The organism is Alteromonas sp. KC3 (assembly GCF_016756315.1).
Classification (GTDB): Bacteria; Pseudomonadota; Gammaproteobacteria; order Enterobacterales; family Alteromonadaceae; genus Alteromonas.
Map to the genome: position 1 here is coordinate 4,229,235 of NZ_AP024235.1, position 20,780 is coordinate 4,250,014.

At 46.1% G+C, this 20,780-nt stretch carries 22 protein-coding genes; 4 read left to right on the forward strand and 18 right to left on the reverse strand.

From position 1 onward, the window contains the following. Positions 1-23 precede the first annotated feature (23 nt). Positions 24-2,465, reverse strand: a complete 2,442-nt coding sequence (locus tag JN178_RS18640) for a TonB-dependent receptor (RefSeq protein WP_202262803.1) — start codon at positions 2,463-2,465, stop codon at positions 24-26. Between the two features lie 105 nt (positions 2,466-2,570). Here JN178_RS18640 and JN178_RS18645 point away from each other — a divergent pair, with 105 nt between their 5' ends. The 4 genes from JN178_RS18645 (at position 2,571) to JN178_RS18660 (ending at position 5,472) form a co-directional block, all read left to right on the forward strand. Then, positions 2,571-3,164, forward strand: coding sequence for a ZrgA family zinc uptake protein (locus tag JN178_RS18645; RefSeq protein ID WP_202262804.1), 594 nt, complete (start codon positions 2,571-2,573; stop codon positions 3,162-3,164). A gap of 22 nt (positions 3,165-3,186) precedes the next feature. Continuing rightward, positions 3,187-3,642: a MerC domain-containing protein gene (locus tag JN178_RS18650; RefSeq protein WP_232369616.1), complete on the forward strand. Its 456-nt coding sequence runs from the start codon at positions 3,187-3,189 to the stop codon at positions 3,640-3,642. Between the two features lie 47 nt (positions 3,643-3,689). Beyond that, a complete protein-coding gene (gene folE2, locus JN178_RS18655) occupies positions 3,690-4,616 on the forward strand; it encodes a GTP cyclohydrolase FolE2 (RefSeq protein WP_232369617.1) in 927 nt (308 codons plus the stop codon). 61 nt (positions 4,617-4,677) lie between these two features. Next, on the forward strand, positions 4,678-5,472 hold the full coding sequence (locus JN178_RS18660; protein ID WP_232369618.1) for an HAD family acid phosphatase: 795 nt from the start codon (positions 4,678-4,680) through the stop codon (positions 5,470-5,472). A gap of 28 nt (positions 5,473-5,500) precedes the next feature. Here the strand turns inward: JN178_RS18660 and JN178_RS18665 are convergent, their stop codons facing one another. The 17 genes from JN178_RS18665 to JN178_RS18745 all read right to left on the reverse strand — a co-directional run bounded on the left by JN178_RS18665 (position 5,501) and on the right by JN178_RS18745 (position 20,778). Continuing rightward, on the reverse strand, positions 5,501-6,262 hold the full coding sequence (locus JN178_RS18665; RefSeq protein WP_202262805.1) for a DUF3299 domain-containing protein: 762 nt from the start codon (positions 6,260-6,262) through the stop codon (positions 5,501-5,503). A gap of 21 nt (positions 6,263-6,283) precedes the next feature. After that, a complete protein-coding gene (locus tag JN178_RS18670) occupies positions 6,284-6,736 on the reverse strand; it encodes a hypothetical protein (protein WP_232369619.1) in 453 nt (150 codons plus the stop codon). Positions 6,737-6,743: 7 nt separating this feature from the next. Next, complete coding sequence (locus JN178_RS18675; protein ID WP_202262806.1) at positions 6,744-7,268, reverse strand: DUF3299 domain-containing protein; 525 nt, start codon at positions 7,266-7,268, stop codon at positions 6,744-6,746. A gap of 250 nt (positions 7,269-7,518) precedes the next feature. Continuing rightward, positions 7,519-8,499, reverse strand: coding sequence for an AgmX/PglI C-terminal domain-containing protein (locus tag JN178_RS18680; protein WP_202262807.1), 981 nt, complete (start codon positions 8,497-8,499; stop codon positions 7,519-7,521). Continuing rightward, positions 8,496-9,032 carry an ExbD/TolR family protein gene (locus JN178_RS18685; protein WP_202262808.1) on the reverse strand — a complete coding sequence of 179 codons (537 nt, stop codon included), beginning with the start codon at positions 9,030-9,032 and terminating at the stop codon, positions 8,496-8,498. Before JN178_RS18685 ends, JN178_RS18680 begins: the two co-directional genes overlap by 4 nt. After that, positions 9,029-9,616 (reverse strand): ExbD/TolR family protein, encoded by a 588-nt coding sequence (locus JN178_RS18690; RefSeq protein ID WP_202262809.1) that lies wholly within the window; start codon positions 9,614-9,616, stop codon positions 9,029-9,031. The genes JN178_RS18685 and JN178_RS18690 overlap by 4 nt, the downstream gene beginning before the upstream one ends. A gap of 6 nt (positions 9,617-9,622) precedes the next feature. Next, the gene (locus JN178_RS18695) at positions 9,623-10,288 is read right to left on the reverse strand and encodes a MotA/TolQ/ExbB proton channel family protein (protein ID WP_202262810.1); all 666 of its coding nucleotides are present in this window, start codon (positions 10,286-10,288) and stop codon (positions 9,623-9,625) included. A gap of 139 nt (positions 10,289-10,427) precedes the next feature. Then, the gene (locus JN178_RS18700) at positions 10,428-10,742 is read right to left on the reverse strand and encodes a hypothetical protein (protein ID WP_202266151.1); all 315 of its coding nucleotides are present in this window, start codon (positions 10,740-10,742) and stop codon (positions 10,428-10,430) included. Further along, complete coding sequence (locus JN178_RS18705; RefSeq protein ID WP_202262811.1) at positions 10,735-11,547, reverse strand: tetratricopeptide repeat protein; 813 nt, start codon at positions 11,545-11,547, stop codon at positions 10,735-10,737. The genes JN178_RS18700 and JN178_RS18705 overlap by 8 nt, the downstream gene beginning before the upstream one ends. Continuing rightward, positions 11,531-14,509: a tetratricopeptide repeat protein gene (locus JN178_RS18710; protein WP_202262812.1), complete on the reverse strand. Its 2,979-nt coding sequence runs from the start codon at positions 14,507-14,509 to the stop codon at positions 11,531-11,533. Before JN178_RS18710 ends, JN178_RS18705 begins: the two co-directional genes overlap by 17 nt. Beyond that, positions 14,502-16,862, reverse strand: a complete 2,361-nt coding sequence (locus JN178_RS18715) for a hypothetical protein (RefSeq protein WP_202262813.1) — start codon at positions 16,860-16,862, stop codon at positions 14,502-14,504. The genes JN178_RS18710 and JN178_RS18715 overlap by 8 nt, the downstream gene beginning before the upstream one ends. Before the next feature lie 12 nt (positions 16,863-16,874). After that, positions 16,875-17,477, reverse strand: a complete 603-nt coding sequence (locus JN178_RS18720; protein ID WP_232369620.1) for a hypothetical protein — start codon at positions 17,475-17,477, stop codon at positions 16,875-16,877. A gap of 13 nt (positions 17,478-17,490) precedes the next feature. Then, the gene (locus JN178_RS18725; RefSeq protein ID WP_232369621.1) at positions 17,491-18,648 is read right to left on the reverse strand and encodes a DUF3570 domain-containing protein; all 1,158 of its coding nucleotides are present in this window, start codon (positions 18,646-18,648) and stop codon (positions 17,491-17,493) included. Next, positions 18,635-18,889: a DUF4266 domain-containing protein gene (locus JN178_RS18730; protein ID WP_202262814.1), complete on the reverse strand. Its 255-nt coding sequence runs from the start codon at positions 18,887-18,889 to the stop codon at positions 18,635-18,637. The genes JN178_RS18725 and JN178_RS18730 overlap by 14 nt, the downstream gene beginning before the upstream one ends. A 2-nt stretch (positions 18,890-18,891) precedes the next feature. Further along, entirely contained in the window at positions 18,892-19,416 is a 525-nt protein-coding gene (locus tag JN178_RS18735; protein ID WP_202262815.1) for a TlpA disulfide reductase family protein, read from the reverse strand. Positions 19,417-19,426: 10 nt separating this feature from the next. Next, a complete protein-coding gene (locus JN178_RS18740) occupies positions 19,427-20,056 on the reverse strand; it encodes an outer membrane beta-barrel domain-containing protein (RefSeq protein WP_202262816.1) in 630 nt (209 codons plus the stop codon). After that, positions 20,026-20,778, reverse strand: coding sequence for an SH3 domain-containing protein (locus tag JN178_RS18745; RefSeq protein ID WP_232369622.1), 753 nt, complete (start codon positions 20,776-20,778; stop codon positions 20,026-20,028). The genes JN178_RS18740 and JN178_RS18745 overlap by 31 nt, the downstream gene beginning before the upstream one ends. Positions 20,779-20,780 lie beyond the last annotated feature (2 nt).

Here is a 20,780-nt window from a genome sequence, read left to right on the forward strand (position 1 = left end):
TTCTGTTTTTTCTTAGTCTTTTTTTAGAAAAACCCGCGTACACCTAGCGCAAAGTTTCTTCCCGGGCGCGGTGCAATATCTTTCAAGAAAGAGGTGTGAACGCGAGCTTCTTCGTCAGTTAAGTTTTCACCGCTCAGATATACGGATAAATCGATGTCTCCAAGAGGAATATCGTAGGTGATAGAGGCATCAACTAGCGTGTAACCATCTGTTTCGGTCTCAAAAGAAGAGATATTGTCTTGTTTGGCAAAATGCGTAATGTCTAGGTCAGCACGCAAACGGTCCAATGAATATTGAAGGTGTGTACCTACACGCATGGGTGATGTGCGCGGTAGGTCTCCGCCATCTTTTAAGCGCGCTTTTACGTAATCGGCAAACATGTCCACTTTAAGTGCATCCGTTGCTTGCCACGCAACTTGCAACTCGAAACCATGAAGAATGGCATCCGCTGAGCGGAACAAATACACAGGCAATTCGTCGCTGTGATCATGCTCATCATCGTGAGCGTGCTCTTCCTCGTGGGCGTGTTCGTCGCCATGATCATGGTCGTGGCCGCTTTCAGCAAAAAGCCCTGTACCTTCTTGATAGTAGTAGTTGTCTACTTGGTTGTAGAAAATATTGAACACAAACCCAACGTCGCCCTGTGTTTTTCTAAACGTCAAGTCAACGTTATTGGCCGTTTCTAGGTCAATTGGCGTTTGCGCAAGAATAAATTCATCGTCACTGGTTAAATCGAATAGTGCACCAACTTCATAAGTCCGCGTTCCGATGTGGGGGCCAAAAGAGAGTAATTCAGAAGCAGAAGGCGCGCGCTGTGAGCGAGACAATGAAATACCAACATTGTATTCGTCGTTAATCGTATATACCGCACCTGCTGAGAGAGAGACAGGTGTAAACTCTTGTGCCACATCGAACTGACGAATAAGTTCGCTAGAACCATGATCGTGTTCATCGTCATGGTCATGTTCGTCGCCGTGATCGTGCTCATCGCCGTGGTCATGCTCGTCGCCGTGGTCGTGATCATCATCATGCTCGTGTGCATCAATATCCGGCAAAAGCACACTCGCGGCATCTAGCGTTACGCGTTCAACACGTCCACCCAACTGGACGAGCCAGTTACCAAAGTGGCGTTCTTCCATTAGCGCCAAAGCAAACATTTCCATTTCTGAAGGTGGTGTAAAGGCTTCTTCACCCTCGGCAAAGACATCGCTGCCTTTATAGTGCACGCTTAAACCGCCGCGCCAACCCGCTATTGGTTTATGAAGCAATTCAACACGTACTTCTTCAGTTTCATTGCTAAACTGAGTACCAGCAAAACTCCCTTCAATTTCTACGTGGTCGTAATCGGTATAGCCCGCTCTAAAATGAACGCTTTGAAGCAAGCTATCTTGGAAATTGTACTCACCCAAAAGCTGATAACGGGTTTGCTCCAAGTCGGCATAAACAGATTCTACGCCACCATGACTATGGCCAGGAATTCCATACTCACGATTAAACTGCTCAACAGCAACGCCAACATACCCTTGGTCAAATAGATAACTTGTCCCTAAAGTGAACCCATGCGATTCCTCTGCACTGTTTTCCACCACATTCGGGCCATCCGGATCGTCGATATCTGGCGCAGATGGCGTTTCATAATCATCAGAATCACGATAGAAACCATCTGCATAAAATGCCACATTGTCCATACCAGTTGTAACGTTGAATGTAGCTAGACTTTGGTCATTAACAGTCTGGGTCTCAACAAGAAACTCACCACGGGTATCATTAGATGTAGGTACACGTTGATCAACAACGTTAACCACACCACCTATAGCGCCACTACCAAAAAATAGGGTTGCAGGGCCTCTAAGCACTTCTATTTGTTGTGCTTTCGATGCTTCGCCTGCAACAGCATGGTCGGGACCTACGCGAGATACATCACTCACATCTAAGCCATTTTGCGTAATTAACACGCGAGGACCACTTAACCCACGAATAATCGGTGTACTGGCAACATTGCCATGAAAATTTGTTTGTACGCCTGGTAATTTCTCTAACGTATCGCCCAATGTTGCTGCTTGTTGGCGCCTAAGGTTGTCGCCTGAAAGTACACTAACTGGTGTCGCAGACTCCATAACAGACAAGTGCATCGGCGTGGCATAGATATCGATAACTTCGATAGCACTTTTCGCCAATACATAAACACCATTCTCAGATTGATTGGTAGCGACCGTAGCGTCCTTATGAAGATGCGCAAAGCCGGGAGAGAAAATATGGAGGTCGTAGCTCCCTTCCTTAATATCCGAAAAAACAAACTGACCTTTTTCATTTGTATTAGCCGTGCGTTTTAACGACTCAATTTCAACAACCGCGCCCGAAATAGGCTGACCTGACGCATTCGTCACAGTGCCTGAAAGCGTTTGAGCCAATATTGACGTCGGCATCAACAGCGAGAGTCCTAATGCCACCCGAGTGAGTTTCATTTCTTATAACCCCTGATTTTCAATTTTAAAATGTGATAATGTAACAAAAACCAGAGGATGATATGTTATAGTATAACAATAATTCAAGAGATAAAGATGATTGTTATGTCAGATACCTTAAAGAATGGGCTACTTAAAGTGGCGGGAAGTCTCGCGCTTATGGCTACTTTTGCCGTCACTGCCGCTCCTCATACGCACGGTGAGGGCACCCTACAAGTGTTACAAGCGGGCAGCGATTGGCAATTAGTTTTACAGCTTCCTGCCGCGGATGTGCTGGGGTTTGAACATAAACCTGATTCGACAGCTGAACGACACCAATTTAAAAAGGCCGAAAGTACGCTTTCAAACTTTAAAGATATTTTCAGTATTGATGCAAGTTGTTCTGTTGTTGAAACCACATTGGAATCGCCATGGCAAGAGGCCACAGAGCATAAATCCGATCATCGTGAAGCGAATGAACACAACCAACACGGGCATCATGAGGAACACGATGAACATAAAAAGGAAGATAACCACGCGACGCACTCAGATTTCCGCGTTGCTTATTTGCTTGCGTGTGAGTCACCTATTTCCAAGGTCGAAGTAAGCGGTTTTGAATTCTGGCCCAGCGTATCCATGCTAAGAGCAACTTGGATAACACAAACCAATCAACAGGCTTTTATCATCAAGGCCTCTGAACCGTCATTTGAGATTAAGTAACCTCTTGTTTACAGGACTATTTATGACATCAATTACACAGAGAAATGCAATGACAAAGACACAAGCGTTTTCAGATAAGTTCGCGATGATCTTGTCTTCCCTATGCGTTGTGCACTGCCTGCTAACTCCTTTACTTCTCATTGCTATTCCTTCGCTGGCAGGCGTAGCATTGCTGACCGATGAATCCTTTCATCATCTCTTACTGTATTTTGTTGTCCCCGTCGGTTTTGTCGCCTTGCTTATAGGCTTTACGCATCATCGCACGTTGTGGGTAATCTGTTTTGGCTTAACTGGGTTAATGGTATTGAGCTCTCCCTTAGTTCTTGAAATGTTAGGACTGGGCCATGAGGTTCTCGGTGAAAACGGGGAAGCTGTGGTTACTGTTATAGGGTCATTGTTTGTTGTCGCTGCACATATTGGCAACCTTCGTCTAAGCAAGAGAGGCACTCCACAAGAGGCCTCATTTACCTCAGTCTAGCTCCATGCATATATTTTTAATCTATTCTTTGTAGTAAGGACATTGTCTTGTCGAATCATGCTTTTTCATCTTCCTTGCCCGATATCGCTCGCGAGTCTTCAAACACCATTAGACCTCGTATCGACGAAGTGGGTATGCAAGGTATTGCAATTCCATTGACCATTCACGATAGCAAAGGCACCGTCATCGCCAGTACAGCGAAGGCGAATGTAACGGTGAGTCTTGACGACCCTCATGCTAAGGGTATTCATATGTCGCGATTGTACAATTTACTGCAGGAACACCTAAGTAATAAGGTACTTGGCAACATACAACTGAGTGAGTTAATGGATGCATTAGTATCGTCTCAGGCAGGACTAAGCACTTCTGCGACACTCTCTTTGCAATTTACACTTACCGTATCAAGACCAGCTCTTATCAGTAAAACTGCGGGCTATCAGCATTATGATGCAGCACTTACATTAAAAAACGACGAGGGAAAAATTCGAACACAGCTATGTATTAGTATTCCCTATTCAAGTACTTGTCCTTGCTCGGCATCGCTATCGAGGCAAGCGCTAGCAGAAGCATTCCAGGCGCAGTTTGAAAATAAACCGCTTGATACAAATGTGGTAAGCGAATGGCTTGCGTCTAAACAGGCGAGCATTGCCACAGCGCATGCGCAGCGCTCTTTTGCACATATTACGCTAAACTTGATGGAGAGCACGGTACCAGACTTTATTGACATTATTGACTTAGCTGAGAATACGTTAGCGACACCGCTACAAACAGCGGTAAAACGGGAAGATGAGCAAGAGTTTGCTAGGCGAAATGCACAAAACCTAATGTTTGTGGAAGATGCGGTAAGACGACTACATGATGCGCTGTCTACGTATTCTCACGCCACCTACTTTCATGTCAAAGTAGAGCATCAAGAAAGTCTACATGCGCATGATGCTGTTGCAGAGATAAGCGGTGCGATTAATTCACGCTAGTTCGCTTGATACAGCATTAATACAGCAGTGACAACTCATCAATTCAGTTAAGGAAACTACGTTGACGTTAACATCTTCACATTCAAATTTAGTACGCGCTATGGTGGCAGCTGGCGTTGCAGCGACAATGGCTGCATGTACAAGCACAACTTCGACTTCACTACAGGGCCCTAAAGAAAGCCCTTCTCTTTCCACCGCTGTGGTTTATCAAACAGAAAGTAAAGAGTACCCATTGTTAAGTCAATTTGTATACGCACAAGCTATTGACGCACTCCCAACCCAATTTAATGCCACAGATGTAGTGGTAATGGATGTGGATGAAACGGTACTCGACAACAGTCAGTATCAGCGTGAACGAGAGTCACAAGGTTTAGGTTATTCGCCATCAAGTTGGGAAGCGTGGGTAAAGCGCAAAGAAGCCACGCTTGTGCCTGGTGTGGCTGAGTTTTTAAAAGAAGTCATTGCACGAAATGGCAAAGTCGCACTTATCACTAATAGAGACAAAAGCCTAGATCGCTACACATGGGAAAACCTATTGGCGCAATCGCTACCGTTAACGCCTCAAAACACCTGTGTGATGGGAAGACTTCAGCGAGATAAGGACGCTGTGGGGCAAACCGACATTGTGAACGACAAAGACTTACGTAGACAGCAGCTTACCAATGGTGAGGCAGTTTGCAGCATCGACGACGCTAACCGTGGGTGGCAGAAACAACATGCGATCATCATGCAAATAGGTGACAACATTGAAGACTTTGCTGGTGTTACCCAAGAGTCTGCTAACGTTAATGCACTGTCAACTGAGACGGGAATATCACTGTTTATCTTACCCAATCCTATGTATGGTTCTTGGTAACTTTCGAAATACGTTTTAGTCAACGCGCTTAGCGCACAGGCTTGGTAAAGGTGCTTTCTTTATGGAACGCACCTTCTTGCGCACTACCAACATATTCCGCAATTTCAACCACATCCATTATATAGGCGGATGTACCTTGCACATCTTCATACATACCAACATGCAATACTCCTGAAAACGAATAGGCTTTTTGAATATCAATATTTCCTATACCTACTGAATCGTGACTAAGTCCAGCTTCGCCATCACTATCAGGTTTTAGCGATATATACACAATTTGGTTGGGAGGCGGTGGAGGATAATGAATACATGCTCCAAAGTAGGGAACCACAAAAAACGCGGTTATCCGGCGCTCTGCGTTCGCTTCTACAGGAACAATAAAGCCGTTGAGTGTCACTGGTTTTTGATCGAGTGCGGCAACGATATTGGTTGAAACAAGCGCGCGTTGGTAGTCATCATCAAACGTGCGCTGAATAGAATTGAAAATTTGTTCGTGAAGTGGCGTAGATGTTTCGTCGTTTTGTCCTTGAGCACCGTTCCCTAACAAGCCTCTTTCAGTCTCAGGCAGCAATGCATCCCAATTCACATCAGGGTACGCTTTTCTATCAAAGCTATCAGCAGTCTTGCTGTAAAGCACATTGTCATTGCTGGTAAAAAATGCAGACAACGCCGGAAACTTACCCCATAATTTTTCAGAAAACTTGCCCGTTAGCCCTAGCCCCACTGCGACTCCCAGCGCCAGAAAAAAGACGATGGATATACCCCATACTCCACTACGAAAAACGTTCATACTCACTGGGACTAATAGTGCCTAGCTAACGACAACTTTTATTTTGCGTGTATAGGTAACAGGGACATTGCTTTTTAACGCATATACCTTCAATACCACCTCATGTGTACCGGGTTCTAACGCAACAAAACTAATATCTTGCTTGCCCATCGCCTTATTTATTTTAAAGCGTTCATCAGAAAGCAGCGACAGACCACTACTTGTTGTTACATCCACATTCACTTTTTCGTAGTTAGGTGGCACGGTAAAACGAAGCGGAACGGCTGCTTGCTCGTCTTTTGCCATCTCGCGCTTGCGGTCTATTCTAAGACCGATGATTGCCTCGCGCTTTGGCGACATATGCTGCTGCATCAATGGGTGTTGAAAACCAAACCCCATGCTATCCATACCCGCATGTAACTCACATGCAGTACTGCTAAAAGTAAACGTCATTAGCGTAACGGCCAGTGATTTTTTCAATGTTGGTAAAAACATGGTCTTATCACTCCTCATATAACATAACGTTATCTAACAATAACGAATATGCCGACGTGCCTAATGCACTCTCGTGATTTTCTATTTTTATGGTGCCTTCAAACCAGAAGGGATCGTATAAATTCTCTACTTCAACGCCTTCTTCAAATTCAACAAACAGAATTTGATTTGGCGGTGGTGGAGGCATGTGTAAACACGCACCAAAATACGGAACCACAAAAAACGTGGTGGCTAACTGCTCCGAGTTTTGTTCAAGCGGAACGATAAACCCAGGAATGCGAATAGCCTTGCCGTCGAACGCATCAATAACGCGTGTCGATACTAATGCCGATTGATATCGCTGTGCTTGTTCATCTTCTAACATCTGAGACGCAAAACTATCGAGAGAATCTTCCGCTGAACCATCTGCAATATCATTGAGAAATTCAGGCCTGTTCATCAACGCGCTTAAGTCATCTTCCGGCATCAAAGCTACCCAGTCTATTTCTTCATAGGATACAGCAGCGCTGTCCGATGCAAGACTTTGATTCATGTTTAAGGCAACCAAGCACAGAAACCAAAGTGTGAAGATATAATGCTTCTTCTGAAGTAATGAACGGTAAGTCTTGGCCATTATCACCAAATCCATCAAAAATAGTTACTTTATAACATATCACAAAAATACATAGTGAAAGCAACTTTTATCGGCGTAGGACCAACAAGAACTAGTAATAAAAAAGCCCTTGATATGAGACTACAAGGGCATTTTTAAAGGTAGAGGTTATTGGTGATACAGCAATACGCTAATAAGGTAAGAAGTTAAATGCGTATTCTAACTTGGTTTGTTTAACATTTGCCGCGCCAAAATTAATCATGCCAATACGCGCCAACAATTTCTTTTCAAGCGCATCATTGTTGAGTTCACTGCTAATAAGCGTGACATCCGACAAGCTACCATCTGGCTCTATAGTAAGGCTCACTGTTACCTTACCTTCAAGCGCAGGATCTTGACGCAGTGCACGACGATACAATGAATACACGGCACCTTTGTTGGCATCTAGTGTCTTGCGGATGAGCTCTATATCACGGTCGCCCACTATTTGGCTTTCTTGCACTATACGCTTGCTCGCAAGCGACGCGGCGCCCTCTTCAGGTGCAGAAAATTCGGTGGTTTTCCTGCCCGCTAATTCACCACGAGCTCCAATATTTTGGCTGATTTCTGCGTTTTTCAGCCCACCACTTGTGGTGGTTGCGACATCTTGACCAATCCGTTTGCGCGAGGTTTGTTCTTGCTTACCCGCCCCTTCAATGGTTTGAGTATTGGCCATATTATTAACGTTCATGTCGTTGCGCATGCTGGCAATGTCATCCGCAAAGGCCAGCAAACCGGTCTTTTTAGCATTTTCACGAGCTTGGGCGACCTTTTCTTCTTGGGTCACTTTTGGCAATGGTGGCGCGGGTTCTGGCTTAACCTTTTTGGGTTCAGGTTTAGGTTCTGGTTTGGGCTCTGGCGGCGTTTCAACGACTGGCGGCTTCTCTTTTACTATCGGTTCCGGCTCTACCACCGGTGGAGGGGGTGGTGTAACAGGCTTTAAAATTCTGGCCAACTGCGGGGGAATCGATTCTTTTTCTTCACGCGTTTGCTCTGGCAATTGTACCCACTGCACAACAAGCGCAAACATTAGGGTTAAACCTAAACATGTATAGGTAATGCGTGAAAACGTTTTGTTGTCATTGTCACTTGATGCCCAAGGTAATTGGGTTTGATAGTAGCTACTGCTCATACCTCACCCTCGCTACTAAGTAGTTGCTCAACAGCTAATGACACATCGGTATAACCTGCTTCGGCACAGGTGTACATCACCTTTTTAAGCACTGCATAAGGCACAGTTCTGTCACCCATAATGGTAATCGCTTGGCCTGCGGCATCGCTTTGCGGCGCTGTTACTGCGTGTTGCATCACCGCACGTTTTTGACGTTTTTGGTTGTGATACTCAAGTTCTTTTGCCAGTGCTGAAATTGTATCTTGGTTATCTTGAAGTGCGCTGTCTACATCGGTCACTTTCTTCCCTTGCAGCACAATAGCGTCGTTATTCACAAGTATTAACAAGGTTTCTTTCGCGGGCGTGTCGGATGTTGACTCTGGTAAGGTGACCGATTTATGGTTATCCAGCACCTGCACATCTGATGCATTTAGCATTAAAAAGAACACCAAAATTGTGAAGATATCCATTAGTGACACTAAGCTAAGCTTTGTTTGTTTTGAGTTGCGCTTATGATTGCGCGCCATACGTTTAGCTCGTACTGACTGCTTCATGGCGTCTCCCCTTGTGTCGCACTGTATTCAGGCTTTTTAGCCTGCGACCAGTCAATTTGTGCCATGTGCTCAGGTACTTCTGCAAATGACACCTCGGGAAAGAGCGCAGCATCAACCACAGAAGCTGCTACTACGTCTTTGTAAGAGCGTGTGCGCGATAACAGCGTGATCAAGGTTTGATAGTCAACGTTATCTGACACCATCAATACAATGTCATCTTTTTGTGTATTCTTGGCCAGTAAGGTTTGCTTCAATTGCTTAAGAACTTGTTGCAACCCATCCCAGTCTTGCACTATCTCACCGGTATTTGCATCTTCCAATACTGGTAACTGCGACACTAGATACCCTGACGGAAAGTACACCGCACTGCCTTGTGGAGTTACCACCAGCTCAATGTGTTGTTGCTCAATGCTTTCCCCCTCACTAAGGGCGCTCAGGCCCGGTAGTTTTAGCTCAACTACCGTAATACGCGAGAAAACCATCATCATTAAGAGCACGGGAACCAGAACAATCATTAAGTTTAAGAATGAAGTGATATCCAGTTCAGCATCCGCTTTTTCGAGGCGTTTACGTCTGCCTAACATAATCGATTACTCGTCAGATTGGCGGCTTCGTGGCGCTACCGAGCTTTTCGCCATTAGGGCATTCAGACACTTCACCCCAGCCATTTCCATGCTATCCACGATTTCTGTCGTTTTGGTTTGCAATACCGAATGAAAACCCAGTAAAGGAATTGCGGCAATAAGGCCAAATGCTGTGGTGTTCATCGCAACAGAAATACTTTGTGAAAGTAGGCTCGCCTTTTCGGAAGGGTCTGCGTTGGCAACCGCTGAGAACGCAGCAATAAGACCGATAATAGTACCTAGCAAGCCCAGCAATGTTGAGATATTCGCCAGCGTACCTAAATACGGTGTACGTTTTTCCAAGCGAGGAATCGTTTCCATCAGCCCTTCTTCCATCGCATATTCAATATCTTCACGACGTGGACTCACTTGAAGTCGCGCAATACCAGCGCCAATCACGCGGCTAATCGGCGCACTGTCTTGTTCGCCCATTCGGCGAATTTGATCGTATTTTTGTTGGTGTAATAAAGGTTCTAACTCAGCAAAGGCGCGCTTATTGGTTCGTTTCGCTGATGATAAGAAGAAATACCGCTCTATTGCGATGGCTACGCCCATGGCAAGAACTACCGCAATGGGGAACATAAATGAACCGCCTTCTTGAAAGAAACGCACTATAACATCGAAGACCTGCATGATTTTTCCTCTTTAACAATTAACAGCGAAAATAGTGTTCGCTACATAGTGTTAGTTGTATCGCATTCTTGCGGTCTATAGGTTATCTAGGTCACCACATCGTTGGCAGAATTAATACCTAACGCGTTCTTACGGCGCTCTATTTTTGATTAGTAAGCGCTTGCTTACTAAATTGCTGAGAGAGCGCCATTTTGCGTAAAAACTGCGTTCTTTCAAGGGGTGAGGGAGTAGCTTGTTGTGGCTTCCAAGACAATGTGCCTTCTATATTGCGATGAGCGGGTAACTGCCAAGGTACAATACTTAATACCCTAGGCTGCTCTTTGTCACCGCGTATTGTTGCCTCAAGCCGTAAAGGCGCATCATCATTTTGCACTTCTTGTGCTTTCATTGGGGGAACATGACCAACGGTGGCAAGCACCATCATCAAAGCAACCAACTTTTGATATTTATTCATCGCTGCTTCCTCTCGCCGTGGCTGGAATTTGACGGTTAACATCCGCTATCCAGCGCTCGACTTGCTTAACCAAACGCATGTCCACCTGCTGGTCGGCTTGGGTGTCAGGGTAGCGTAACAATGCGTAGTAATTACCGTAATATTCAAGGGCAGACACCTTATCCCCCACATACAGATCAAGCAAGATACCTAGGTTATAATGTGCATTTTGATAGCCTGGCCAGGCCTTAATCGCATTCAAGTAGTACTGCTGTGCCTGCTGAAATTCGCCATTTTCTCGCGCTAATGTCCCAAGACGGTTTAGTGCATAATAGTTGTATTGGTTACGGTCAACAGCTTGGGTATAGTGTGCTATCGCCAAGTTGTTGTCGTCCAATGCGCGTGCGATATCACCAAGTAATACCCACACAGCAGATGGTGAAGATGAAGGCTGAGGTGAAGGCGTCGCGGTAGGATTAGCCTCAATAAGTCCTTCGGCAACCTGTGTAGCTTTGTCAAACTCTCCATCGCCAAAGTGGACAAGAGCAAGGTTGAAACGCGCCGCTTCTTCTTCAGAAAATACACGCTTGGTCGCGGTATAGTAGTTTTCAGAGCTACGTAACTGCTGTGCTAAATGTGCATCTTGAGATACCGCACTGGCGGTATTGTCGGTATTATTGGCCACATCTTGGTTTACAGCACTCGTTTCACCTAGTGAATAATGTTCATTCACCTGAGTTTCAGAAGGTGTGCTTGTACAGCCACTCAAACTTAAGCCAATCACCACCGCTACAAGGCAACAAAAGGGGTTAATATGCTTCAACACTGAGCGCCTCCACTTTTTCTGTCTTGCGATAACGGTTTGGCATTAACGCTGAGAGCTCAGCAAAACTGGCCTTAACCCATTCATCATAAACCCCGTCCCAACTGCGTTTAGCGTTGACTTCATATACCTGCATAGCCTGTTCCTCGAAAGGGTAAGCTTGCTCTTCCAGTAGCAACTCATATTGTTCTAGTTCTAGCGCGTTTAAGTTGCTCGGGCGTTGTGAGGCCATTAAGTCGTTGGCAAGTTGACGGTATAACGCACCTAACTGATGATTTGCCACTGTTGCGTATTCTCTTACCTTGTATGACAGCACTTTATTGTGTGCTTCTACGGCTTGCGTTAACGCTTTTCGTTTTTTCGTCAAACTGGCTTTAAGCGGCTGGGTTAACTTTATGCGGTTAAACACGTATTTCGCATCTTCGGCAAACACCATGGCAGACATAGCGGCCAATGTTTGAGAACGCGGTGTTGCGTTGTCACCAGCACCATCATGCCCTTTTATGAGCTTATCAAGCCAAAAACGGCGCTTGGCATCCTCCCCACTTTGTTTATAGAACTCACTCATAATAAACCTCACCTCCATCACCGTATCAAAAGGTGCTGGGTAAGCATGCGCGTAGGTTCTATAAGCGGGTAGCGATGCCGCGCGATTACCCGCCAACTCAAAATACTCTGCCGCCTGCAATAGGGCTTCTCGCCCTGCATCGGTACTTTTGTTGCGCTCATATTGGTTATAAAGCACGTTGGCAGCGGCTTGCCATTGCTCGGTATTCTCGTACACGAACAAGCGCTTCCCTTCAATTGTGGGTGTAAGTTCGTGTAAAGGAAAACGTTGCTCGAAGTCTTCAAGTAAGGCTTGCGCTTCATCAAAGCGTTCAAGCGTCATCAAGTAACTGGCTGCATCATATTGTGCATTAACGCGAATATCGATATTCGGCGTATTACGCATTAGCCTGGTTAAGTGAGTAACTGCTTGAGATAAATCATCTTGCCCTACAGCAGCTTCTGCCTGCTTGAACATGCTAATAGCATAGTTTCGAGTCAGCGTTTGTGTGAGCGCATCTTGTTTAGCGATACCCCATTTTTGGGTATCGGCAAGCAACATGGCATAGGCTGTTTCTGCCTCAACATAATGCTTCAACCCAAATAAACTATGGGCTTTCACTAAGAATGCGGATAGGCGCACTTGCTCATTAACACTGCCGGTGGTGCCACTAGGAGGGTTGAGTAACCAATCGCTATAGGACAGTGCTTGTTCAAATTGCGCTTCATCAAAGGTTTCTTGCATTAACGTTTGCACTACCGGTACTACTCGGCTATCGCGACTAAACGTTGCGATAAATCGTTGCTGACTTTGTCGCTGCTTCGCTTTTAACCCTTGCAAAGATGAATTCGCTACTTCGTCTGAAAGCGTTTTTTCTGAAAGTGCCTTAAATGCAAGTAACGCGCTGTATGCACCATCACTGGCTTTCTCATGGTCACTGAATGTGTACGCGAACGCTTCATAATGTGTGATCGCGTTTTCATACTGCGCTGACTCAAAGTAACTCTCTGCCAGATTGAATTGCATTTGCGCAACAAGCTCATCGTCAGGGAACATATCAATAAAGGCAAGGTAGTAACCTTGAGCTTTGGCGTAGGCGGCACTGGCCTCTTTGCGTAATGCATCCTCATTAAGGCTGCGCAGTGCTGGTGTAAGCGTATGTCGCTTTGTGGGAGTGGTAAGTTGCTGCGCAAAACTGTGCTGTGTTTGCGCTAATTCTCTTAAATACTGATGAAGATAAGGTCTTGCATCCTGCTGTACATAATCTGGCAAGGTCGCATACTGACCAGTTGTGGCGCCAAAAGTGTCTACAAAGCCTGCTTTTGCACTTAGTACCTCACTGGGGAATTCACCCAGAATAAAGGCGTCTATGTGTTTAACATAAAATGCTACTGCCTCAGGGTGTGCAGGAAAATGGCTTGCAAAAGCGTGGTATGCCTCGGCGGCATCCAGGTAGCGATCATTATCTAAGTGCTGCTGCGCAAGTTCGTTGTAAACCAAATAGCTATGAGGTTGGTTACCCCGTACGTTATAGAAATCGACGATAGCTTCACCGTTACCGCGATAAGAAAACAGCGTCGCCATCATGCGTAAACTGTCTTTCACTAGCTTTTGCTGACCTTTAGGCAGCTGTGCCATGTCAGGTAATACGGGAGCAGGTAACACGGAAGTTGATACCGCCTGTTTCTGCAGCGTTTCATCACTAAAGCTTGCCAATAGCATGCTATCAAATGAAGTTAGTGCCTTATCGTAGGCTTCCAATTTATAGTACGCCCACCCTTGCATATAGGCCGCCATAGCATAAAAGTTGTTGTTCTCACTGTTAGCGAGCACTTGTGCATAAGCATTGGCGGCTTTGGCATATTCTGCCTGACCATAGAAGGCCTCACCCTGCCTAAACCACGCTTCCGGCGCGTGCTGTGATGCGGGGAAAAGCTCTAGCAACACGTTTAGCACAGCCACGCTTTCTTCGCGTTCGCCCTGCAAGTCATAGGCTCGCGATAACTGATAAAGCACGGCTTCTTTTGACGCTTCATCGGGGTACTTAACCAAGATGTTTTGATATGCGCTTATCGCATGTTGATACGTGCCCCCCGAAGTGCTGGCATCAATAGATACTTGGCGCTCTTCGGCCAATAGCATTTCCACATCAGCTAGTCGCAATTCAAGCTGCTGGGCAAGCCCTCTCTCTGAAAACTGCCCTACTAACTCTGCATAACCATCGCGAATTTCGCTTAATGCGGCGGGTTCAAGTTGCGTTTTTTCTACCACAATGCGTTTTATACCCAAAGACGTGACTAAGGCGTTTTGAGCGCCTTTGGCTTGTTGGTTTTTGTCAGTCAAAGAGGTATACGCACAGCCCGTGATTAGCACACTGGCAACAGCCATAGACAACAGGCGATGAACAGGACTATTCACTTCTATTCTCCTCGTTCTCACCAACAATCGGCGCGTTGCTATCGCTATCTCGCAGCTGCACCATAGCAAGCTGGCTTAGCGCATACTGCTCAGCTAAATACGCTTTGCGCGCCTCAATTGCGGCTAACGCCTTATCGGTAAGGGAAACCTCAACATTCATAATAAGCTGCGATGTTGTTTCTAAGTGAGTGTCAATACGCGCTTGCAGCGATTGAACGTTAGCGCGCTGTGCATCGGTAATGTTGGGTGTGGCCAGTAAAGTAGAGAAGTTAAGCTGTGCACGCTTTGCATCATATAAACGCTCGGCCACTTCATCCAAGGCCTTTTTGTGTTGCCAACGCGCTTTAGGGTATTGCTCAGAAAGCTGCCATGCCAGTACGCCTTTTATACGCGCTAGACGTTCACCGTAGGCCGGACGCACAGTGCGCTCTTTTGACACCCGCGCTAGGCGTTGCTCTGCATTTGATAACCGGTTAAGCCATGCTAATTGCTCTGCGTTAGCGAAAGTCGCTAACCCCGCCAGCCACATGTCATTTGTGTTCTCACCCACAGGCAGATTCGTGTGTTGCTCGGCAAGAGCAATGCGCTGCTCTAACGATATAAACACCGCTTGTGCCTGTTTCAGTTGTTCCTCAGACTGCTGAGATTGATGATTGGCAACGCGCGCTTTGTGAGTTTGCTCTCGCTCATCAAGTAACACATCAAACGTTGTAGTTAGGTTTCGCTGCGCTAGCAGTTGACGCTGAATGTGATACAAAGACGTTAAATTTTCTAGCTGGTCTTGCCCTTGATTACCTGCATTAGTGGCTGTTTCGGTAATTAGGTCCATCAATAAATCTTTGTGTGACGCAGGCCAAAGTGATTGCCAAGGTGTTGTAACAGATGCCCCGTGTGTAGATACGCCATTAACTTGATGTCGAGGAGCTTGATTGCTTGTACGCATCGTTTCAGCTTGGTCTATCTGTAACGTATTCACGCCCAATGCCACGCTCTGCCAATATCGTTCTTGTTCAATCTGCCTTGAAAGTAGTTCTAATTCATCAATAACAACCGTTAACTTGGCAAGGAGTAATTGCAATGTAGCGTAAGCTTGCACCTCACCACCTTGCTGGGCATAACCATATGCCAGCGCATGCGTTGCTTGCAGCGTGTAAAGATTGTTGTCTTGCTCAGACAGGAAGCTCCACACGCCCATGGCCAAGGGCCAGTCGCCAGATTGCGCCAAACCCCACCCATAGTGCAGTAATGCCTCATCGCGAATAAGCGATTGAGCGCTACCTGTTTCTGATACTGTGTTTTGGGCAATGTCGGTATGTTGAGCGCGCACGTCATTGGCATATATGTCAGTGTCGATAGCGTCAAACACACCGAGTGCTTGTTCTTGCTCACCGAGCATCAATAAGGTTTGACCGCGCGCCAGTAGTACTTCATTAAGTAACGCGTGAGTCTCGTGTTTTGTCACACTCTCATCACGCTTATCTTGCCACCAATTTAACCATGAAAACCAACCGCTAGCGCTTATCTCGCGTTCAAGTTCCATTGATAACGCATAGGCCAACTGCTTAAAGCGCTGATCTGCCAATGCGTAATCGCCGCGCTCAAAAGCACTCACCGCCTCGTTATAACCCAGGTACTGCCGCGCGATATGGCTTTCAGGTAAAACTGCAATAAAACGTTCAATACCTGGGTGTGCAGCATTGGCTGTATTGTCGGTAGACAAGGCTCCTTTAGTGAGTGCCATAGACGCCTGCGCAGCCTCATAATTTAATTCGTACCACTGGGCTGGTGTCAGCAATTCATCAAGCTCGCTATCCGATGCTTCAAGGCTTGAAACAAACGCATTGTAAGCATCTAGCCCAGCTTGCAAGCCGTTAGATGAACCATTAGAGCCAAGTGCTTGAGAAAAATTAAGTCGGGCAAGCCAATACCACGCCAAAGGACGCTGCCCGTCTTGTAACGATTGCGCTTGTGAAGAGAGCTTTTGCTGTGCGAGATGGGGCATGCCAAAACCCAGTGCAACACCGCCCTTTAGTAGACTTAACATATTAGCGTGTGTCGCTGCTGGATTGTTTTGCACAACACTGTTTTCGGCTCTTTTTTCCACCATCGCCATTTTACTGAGCGTGGTAAGCGCGTCATCAACGTAAAGCGAGTACACCACTTCACCCAATGCTACATCATGTCGCTTTTTTAGCGCTTGCTCGCTTAGCGGGTCCTCATTAGACGATGCGTATTCATCCGCACTGTAGGCGGGTAATGTCATAAGCGAGCACACCAAAGCACACAATGCAGGCCATTGTCGTAAACGTAACATCACCGAGGCTGTGGTTAAATGGGTGAACTGCTTCTTCATACTCGGCGCAACCTAAAGGACAGTAGCAGTGAATTCGGGCTGGTGTTTGGCACTTGAATCAGTAATTTTGAGCTCTACAGCCTGGGCATCATCATCTTTTTCAAATGCCAAAGTGACTGCTCGCTTGTACGGTCGATTTTCAGGTCCAATACCGATAAAAAAGGCCGTAAGTTGGTGGGCACCTTGATTGACATTGCCCATATACAAACGCTGCACACCACCGCGTTTTAAGGCATTTACCTGACGCTCGGTATACAGATAATGTGTGGCAGTCTCGTCGTCAATAACAAGCTCTACCGCATCAAGCTGAAAGTACACACCCACATCAAGCGACAAGTACACCGCAACTTGTGTACTTGACGGAAACAGTAGGTCTTCCTCAAGAATGAACAAATCTCGATTGAGATTAATCAGGGCTTTTTTGAGGTCTTCGATTTGCGTATTTAGTGGAACGTGTTGATCGTTATTTACCGATACACTTTCTGCTTTCGCTGCAAATGAAGCAAGGTTAAGAAAAATGGCTATCACAAGTGCAGCTATCATTGCGCAGTGCCCCGCACCTATTCGTGCGAAAATTGAGGGTTTAGAAGGCTTGGTTTTGGCTTTGTGGAACATTTTCGCTCCCTCCCTAATACCAAATTGACACATAAGCGCGTATCACGTTGGCAGAAAAGCCGAACAAGGCTTCTTCACCCACTTCACCACCCGCTGTTGCGTCGCGGAAATTGTCGTAGTCGAACTGCATGTAGTCGTATTCAAGGTTGAATGTGCTTTTTTCCACATAGCTGTCTGATGAGAATGCCCATTCATAGGTCACCCCGACACCTGCTGCAACGCCTGAATAGGTTGAGAGCTCTTTGTCTCTTGCCATGAAGGTAAATTCGTCTGCACGATTAAAGATGTCTTGATAAAAATCGGCTTGATCTTGCTGGTACAAACGCACATGAGCATCAACGATCCACGCTTTGCCAAACGTATGTACATAACCTAGCTTAACGTTGGTTGCGCTAACGCCCCACGTGTCTGAGTAATAACGCACATCACCATAAATACTGGCGCGGTACGGCAAATAGTAATTGCCATTTAATGAAAAAGCGTTGCTGACCCGTGTATTGGGATACACTTCGGTGGTAAATGAAAAGCCTCTGGCACTGTCTGAATCAATGTAGCGAATAGCGCGATAAGGATTGTTTAAGTAACCTTCATCTGAAATATTCTCAGCATTAAAGCCAACAATTAGATTTTTGGTTACCACTTGCGTTAGACCAAACCCAAATTTTTGACGTGTAGCTTCTTCCAAAAAACTTTCATCTCCGCGGCGGCGAATTTCATCCTCACCACGAGAATAACTTAAGGCTAAGGTAGTCAGGTCGCCAAAGAAGTCTTGACTAAAACTAAGATGGTAGGAGTTCGCTTCAAAATCATTTTCACTGGAATTAGTGTAACTGACGTTCATCAAGGTTTTATTGTGAAGGAAGTCGGCACCTACTGTGGTTTCGGTGCGCTCTTCGCGATATTCACTGGCTTGTGCGCGTACATCAATTGAGGCGCCAGAAATCGTATCAACGTAATAGTTAGCCGACAGCGACACTTTGTTGCCAATTTTTTTGCGCAACAGTACCGAAGGACCATCAATCGTTACACCATCACCTGAATAACTGTGATACATCGCATCAGAGCGGTCTTGAGGTAGCACTGCCGAATATGCACAGGTAGTCACTAAACTTACAAACAGCACAGGCAGCGCAAGCATTCGCTGCCATATTTTAGCGTTAGTTGCAGCCACAACCGCCTCCTGCGCCACCATCAGCGCCTCGCGCGCCTTCACGTGCTTCAAATACGTGCTTGATGTAGGCAGTCGCAATAGGGTTTCGGTTGACACTCATGATAGGGTCAGCAAGATGACTTCGCTCGTAAGGTTTTACCCACGGCTCTATGTCAGATAAGTGTTCCAGTGTGCTTACGCAACCGGTGCTCAGTAGTGTGCTACACAGCGCTAAGGCGCTCATCTGAATGGGCTTCTTCATTGCTATTCTCTCAACAATGACTTGATGGCTTTTTCGTAGTGCTTCTCATCGCCAGACTTGTAGCCTTTGTGAATAAGTCGCGTATTGCCATCTCTATCGATCATAACAGTGGTAGGCATCGCTGAAACATCGTATAGCTGGCTTACTTCACCCTCTGGGTCGTAAAGCACTGGAAATGACACTTCTATATCTTTTAGCAGCACATTAGCTTTACTTGAATCGTCATCAACATTGACACCAAGCACGGTAACGCCCAAATCGGCATATTCCTGATACAGTGACTCAAAAGCGGGCAGTTCCTCGCGACAAGGGCCACACCACGACGCCCAGAAGTTCACTATAACGATATTGCCCACCTCTTCACTTAAGCGATGATTGGCACCGTCTCTACCTTTTAGCGTAAAGTCAGTTGCAGGTGTATTGAGTGCAGGTTCAGCCGCTCGCGTTGCCGTGGTCAAAGCCAGTCCCAGCAAGATAGTGACACAGGCGATTAAGCAAGAAATTGAGTCAAAGTGTTTTATTTTCATAGCATTCTACTCAGAAAAAGTAAGTCGCACCTAGGGTGTACTGAATGTTGTGAGTGTCTTTCTCTTCACCAATAATCTCACTGTTGAAGATACGATCGCGCACGTCTAAACGCAGTGCAAAGTAATCGGTAATAAGCACGCGATATCCCGCGCCCAAACTCAATGTAAATTGACTTTCGCCTCCAAAGTCGGTGCTACCGCCGCCTACAGTGACAAAAAAGTCGGTATTAAAAACCGTATTTTGAGTAACAAAGAGTTCTCCATTAAAGTTGTAACCCACTGATAAGTCGTAATAACGGTATTCGCGTTGTTCTTCAGTGAGAAATGGCGCACCACCAGAGAGGATCTCAAAGCTTGTCTCGCCGGCATCAGCTTGTGCATACGTTGCTTCAGCGAAGATATTCTCAGTAATGTGATAACCCAAACTGACGCCAACAATCGATGAACTGGAGAAGTCTTCAATACTCACCTGACCTGCAAACACGCCAATTTCGACGTTTTCACTGTCAATGTCGGCTTCGCGTATATCGCGACGTTCAAGGTTTGGCTCGATAATGGGGCCTTGCTGTGCAACGGCACCAACTGATACCACTAAAGCGGTAAAGCTCATCAAAAGAAGACGGATAGACCTAACGTCCATAGATTCAACTCCTCAAATTCGTCACGCTCGGTTAATGCCGTTAAGCGTTTGTATTCCGCGCGAACTACAAAGTTGTTTTGTAGGTAATAACGCGCACCCACTCCTACTTCGAGGAGGTCATTCGTTCTTGACTCAGCACCGCTTTGCACAAGCGTAGCGCTAGGTTCAGTTCGGATTTGTCCGGCACCTAGACTGAAGTAGGGCGATAAACGCCACTCTGGAAAGGTGTAATGTTGAACGCGAACAAGCCACATTCTGTTATCAGAGAAGTCGCCTAGTGCTTGCGTGGCACTAATTTCAGCGGCGATATTGTCGGTGAGCACCCATGCGGCACTGATGGACATAGCAGTTACATCTTTCAATTTGCCAGCGTGAACACCAAATTCCCATGTACGATGCTGATAGCCTTCAAAATTACTTTGCGCGATCAACACCTCTGCATTATCTAAATGTAGCGTGGCCGCAAGTGATGTTTTGGCAATCCAACCTTCTTTGCCATCAGACGTACGCACTTTGTACCACCCCGTATGCGATTTCAGCACGGTAATCACTTCATCTTTTTTGATGGCGTGAAAAATAGGAAAGGCTTGAGCGGGCCCTGTATGCATGTCGGCATAAGGCTCAACTACTTTCACAACAAGCTCGTCTGCTTTTGCATCGCCACCTAACGCACACAAGCATGTCGAAATAAGTACTGTTAACACCGCTGCAACCAATTTCATGT